The organism is Bradyrhizobium sp. (genome assembly GCF_049798375.1).
GTDB lineage: Bacteria > Pseudomonadota > Alphaproteobacteria > Rhizobiales > Xanthobacteraceae > Bradyrhizobium.
The window spans coordinates 1-4316 of sequence record NZ_JBARGP010000455.1 but is presented as its reverse complement, the minus strand read 5'-3'; the positions used below and the strand labels follow the sequence as shown (position 1 = coordinate 4316).

Genomic DNA, 4316 nt, shown 5'->3' with positions numbered 1-4316 from the left:
TGGCCGGCACGATCGCTTATGTCTTCACTACGACTGGCTATGGCATGCTGATTTCCACGTTCTGTAGAACGCAAATCGCCGCGCTGTTCGGGACGGCTATCCTCACGCTGCTGCCGGCCCAGCAATTCTCAGGCATGATGACCCCGGTCTCGTCGCTGTCCGGCGTCGCCCAAATCATCGGGCTTGGCTTCCCGATGACCTACTATCGTCCGATCAGTGTCGGCACCTTCACCAAGGGACTCGGATTCGCAGACCTCGGATCCAGCATCCTGATGCTGATGATCTTCATCCCGGTGCTGACGTCGCTCAGCATGCTGCTGCTTCGTAAACAGGAGCGATAGAAATCGATGCGCTCCCTTTCCAACATCTTTTGGCTCGGCACCAAGGAGCTACGCAGCCTCTTCAGCGACTGGGTGCTGCTGGGTCTCGTGCTCTACTCGTTCTCGCTTGCGGTGATCAGCCAGGCACAGAGCAACTCTCAAGAGCTGTACCATGCCTCGATTGCCGTCGTCGACGAGGACCACTCGGAGCTGTCTCGGCGCATCACTCACGCCTTTCTCATGCCCTATTTCAAGCAGCCTGCGGCAATCGCCGAGGCGGACGTCGAGCATTTGATGAATGCCGGAAAGTACACGTTTGTCATCGACATTCCGCCCAACTTCCAGCGCGACGTATTGGCAGGGCGCCAGCCGAGCTTGCAGATCAACGTCGATGCGACCGCCATGGTTCAGGCCGGCCTTGGCTCGGGCTATGCCGAGCAGATCGTCAACACGGAAATCACCCAGTATCTGACGCGTGAGGAACCGGCGACGCAATCCCCCGTGAACCTGGCGATCAGAATTGCCTTCAATCCTAACGTGACCACCGCCTGGTTCGCCAGCGTGATGGGAATCATATCCAGCGTCACCATGCTTTCGATCATCCTGACCGGCGCCGCGCTGGTACGAGAGCGGGAGCACGGCACGATGGATCATCTGCTTGTCATGCCGCTCAGTCCGTTCGAGATCGCGATGTCGAAGATCTGGGCCAACGCTTTCGTGATCGCGGTGGCCATCGGCCTGTCGCTCTATCTCGTGATCCGGCTGCTTCTGAAGATCCCGATTGCCGGATCAATTCCACTCTTCATGTTCGGTGCGGTTCTCTACCTGCTTTTCGCAACCGCGATCGGGTTGTTTCTAGGTACGGTCGCGCGGTCCATGCCGCAGCTTGGCCTGCTCTACATGCTCGTCGCGGTTCCGATGAACATCCTGTCCGGCAACGCGACGCCGCTCGAGAGCATGCCGCATTGGCTTGCGATGGCGATGCAGGCGTCCCCGTCGACGCATTTCGTATCGTTCGCCCAGGCTATACTGTACCGCGGCGCGGGCCTGGAGGTCGTATGGCCGCAGTTTGTGGCCGTGGCAGCGATCGCTTCGCTGTTCTTGATGCTGTCACTGCTGCGGTTCCGCTCGGCGCTTGCCTCGGCGGGCTTATAGGACGCGGCCTGGACGGCACCACGATTATTCGTTAGCCGGCTTGCGGAAGATCAAGATGGAACGCAGCCCTTGAACCATCACTAACGGAGAGTTTGCCCGCGGGGCGGCGGCACTCTGGTCTGAACCAAGTTGGAGGGTACAATATGCCGGACAACAACACCGAACTGGATCAAATGCAGGCCACCTATGTGGCGGCTGTCGAGCAATTGATCGATGCGATCGGGCAGGAGGAAGCGCTGGCTTCGGTCAATCACACGATTGCCGAAGTGGACAAGTGGGAGAATGCAACACTTCCACGAAGACGAAATCCGCAATCGCGTGAAGGACGCAAAGCGCCGGTACGAAGACGCATTGCGCAAGAAATTCTTCAATCTCTAAAGGACAAAACTCCGGAGTGGGCCGCGTCTTTCTGTATCGCGGCCCTTTGAATCTCCAGGACGGGGCTTTGCAATACCGGAACGCTCTCCGCTCCGGGCGATGTTCCCAGGCCCGGCGTCCCGCTCAAGCCGCACAGGAAGCGCTCGCCTGCGGAACGATTCTCACTCGCAAAACCGAAGGTTTGGCACAGCCACAGCCGCCTCAGCGCATTCCGCCATCGGTCTGTTCAGAAGCTTGTTCAGATCCCCACCAGCCGGTGCAAGCTATCGCTTCCTTCCCGTGCGCTAATCAGGCGCGCCTGTCATATATAGCGCATTCTCAGATGGCCGCGAAACCAAGCGACGAGGCAACGCCTGCCCCCAGCAGCCCGACGGCGACACCTGCTGCTGCGACAAGACCCGCCTTCCGCCCGGCGGACGCGGAATTCACCGCGCCGAGGCCGTCCATGTCACGACATCCCGCGCGAGCGTATCAAAGGTCTGCGCGAACGCCGTGGCCGCCTTCGCCACTGTGAGCGCGTCTACCGGGGACGATTGCCGGAAGATGCGCGCGGCCTTGAGATGGCCGGTATCGTCGACGAGCTTTGCGGAGAGCTCGATGCAGACCCGCAGCTGCGGCGCGGTCGCGATATCGAACTGCCGCAGATCGATCAGCAGGCGGACACCACCCTGGCTCAGGGCGTCCCCCCGTAGCGGGGCATGTGCGATATCATAATTCTCGAAACTCTGCAGCAGCCTCGCCTGCACCAGCGCCGGCAGCGTATCGCTCCACTGGGCGTCGACGAAATCGTCGTGCGGCTCTTCGTCCGAGGCGAACAGGAACCGCTGGGTCTGCAGGCGTGTCGTCGCCGTCGGCTCGGTGATGACGAGACCGGGCTCAAGCGGTTGGCGTGGCCCTTCGAAATTATCCGCCGCCTTCAAATCATAGCTCACCTTGCGCGGGGGCGCGATGCTACCGGTCATGCGCTCCAGGCCCACCACGATCCCATCGAGCTTCGGCGTGTTGCGCGCGAGCCCGTCGGCGAAGGTGCTGAGATTGCTGATGGCCTCGTGCAGGGGGGCGGCATTCTCCGAGAGCACGCTGTCGACCTTGCGCAATGCGTCGCGCGCCGCCTGCGTCATGCTTTGGCCTGCGCCCTTCTCGGCGATCAGGGCGCCCCTCACCGGCGGCGCCGAAGCATCTTCGCCGCCCTCCAGAGCGACCACGGGAACGCCGGTCAGTCCCTGAAAATCCAGGCCGACCTTGGTGTCGGAACGAACCGGCGTTTGCTCGACGACCGCGATGGTCGCGTTGACATCATGGGGCCGGTCGGGGACGAGTGCGAGCGAAGTGACTTCTCCGACGCGAATACCGTTAAATAATACGGCCGCGCCGACCAGCAGGCCCGGCACCGGGCCGTTGAAGGTCACGTGATAAGTTTCACGTTTGCCGATGCCGCCGGCATTGTTGAGCCAATAGACAAAGCCGAACACGGCCGCGATCGCCGCCAATACGAAGGCGCCGACGATGACAAAAGGTGCGCGTGTTTCCATAACTCTTCCTCTCGTCAGGCACCGAGGTGCAGCATCTGCGCCCGGGCGCCATGGAAATAGGCTCTGACCCAGGGATGGTCGGACTCAAGTACAGCCGGCAATGGCCCGAGGGCTGCGATCATGCCGTCGGCAAGGGCTGCGACGCGATTGCAAACCGCAGCCAGCGTGTTGAGATCATGCGTGACCATGAAAACGGTGAAGCCGAGCGTCTGCTGCAGCGTTCTGATCAGCGCGTCGAATTCACCGGCTGCGATCGGATCGAGGCCGGAAGTTGGCTCATCCAGGAACAGCAGGGCCGGATCGAGCGCCAGTGCCCGCGCCAGCGCAACGCGCTTGGTCATGCCGCCGGAAAGCTCGGCCGGAAATTTGTCGCCGTCCTCTACGCTTAGTCCCACCATTTCGAGCTTGGCGTTGGCGATCTCATCGAGCAGCGCAGGAGACAGATGCGCGGCCTCGCGCAACGGAAACTGGACGTTTTGTCGGGCATTAAGCGCCGAGAACAGCGCACCCTGCTGAAACAAGACACCGCGACCCACGGCTTCGTCAGTTGCAAATGCAGGAAAGCTGATCTCTCCGCTCCGCTTCGGCAGCAAGCCAACCAGGGTCCGCAACAGCACCGACTTGCCGCCACCGGAAGCGCCGACCAGCCCGAGGATCTCGCCCTCGCGAACATCAAGGCACAAATGATCGATCACGACCCGCTCGCCGAAGCCGACCACGAGATCATTCACATGAATTGCGATGCGATCCTCGGCCATGGCTACATCCCGATCGAGGCGAAGAACACGGCAAACAACCCGTCGAGCACGATCACGAGAAAGATCGACTTGACGACGGATGCCGTCGTCTGCCGGCCGAGAGATTCCGCGCTGCCCTTGACCTTGAGGCCCTCGCACGCAGCCACCAGCCCGATCACCAGGGCCATGAATGG

Annotated in this window: 5 protein-coding genes and 1 pseudogene; 3 read left to right on the top strand and 3 right to left on the bottom strand. The window is 61.4% G+C overall.

Annotated features, from left to right (window positions below; all coding sequences use genetic code 11):
- The 3 genes and pseudogenes from WA702_RS18830 to WA702_RS18820 form a co-directional block, all read left to right on the top strand.
- A pseudogene (locus WA702_RS18830) lies at positions 1–341 on the top strand (ABC transporter ATP-binding protein/permease); the annotation flags it as partial.
- 6 nt (positions 342–347) lie between these two features.
- On the top strand, positions 348–1475 hold the full coding sequence (locus WA702_RS18825; RefSeq protein ID WP_425112042.1) for an ABC transporter permease: 1128 nt from the start codon (positions 348–350) through the stop codon (positions 1473–1475).
- A gap of 143 nt (positions 1476–1618) precedes the next feature.
- Complete coding sequence (locus WA702_RS18820) at positions 1619–1903, top strand: hypothetical protein (protein ID WP_425112041.1); 285 nt, start codon at positions 1619–1621, stop codon at positions 1901–1903.
- Positions 1904–2278: 375 nt separating this feature from the next.
- On the opposite strand, the gene WA702_RS18815 is transcribed toward WA702_RS18820, so the two are convergent.
- From WA702_RS18815 to WA702_RS18805, 3 genes are all read right to left on the bottom strand, one after another.
- Positions 2279–3385 (bottom strand): ABC-type transport auxiliary lipoprotein family protein, encoded by a 1107-nt coding sequence (locus WA702_RS18815; protein ID WP_425112040.1) that lies wholly within the window; start codon positions 3383–3385, stop codon positions 2279–2281.
- 14 nt (positions 3386–3399) lie between these two features.
- The gene (locus WA702_RS18810; RefSeq protein ID WP_425112039.1) at positions 3400–4143 is read right to left on the bottom strand and encodes an ABC transporter ATP-binding protein; all 744 of its coding nucleotides are present in this window, start codon (positions 4141–4143) and stop codon (positions 3400–3402) included.
- A gap of 2 nt (positions 4144–4145) precedes the next feature.
- The coding region (locus WA702_RS18805) for an ABC transporter permease (protein ID WP_425112043.1) at positions 4146–4316 on the bottom strand (171 nt) is incomplete at its 5' end.

Bases quoted from the DNA above. Each gene is read 5' to 3' on its own strand.
- WA702_RS18825 (WP_425112042.1), top strand. From the start codon at position 348: ATGCGCTCCCTTTCCAACATCTTTTGGCTCGGCACCAAGGAGCTACGC.
- WA702_RS18815 (WP_425112040.1), bottom strand. From the start codon at position 3,385: ATGGAAACACGCGCACCTTTTGTCATCGTCGGCGCCTTCGTATTGGCG.
- WA702_RS18810 (WP_425112039.1), bottom strand. From the start codon at position 4,143: ATGGCCGAGGATCGCATCGCAATTCATGTGAATGATCTCGTGGTCGGC.
- WA702_RS18820 (WP_425112041.1), top strand. From the start codon at position 1,619: ATGCCGGACAACAACACCGAACTGGATCAAATGCAGGCCACCTATGTG.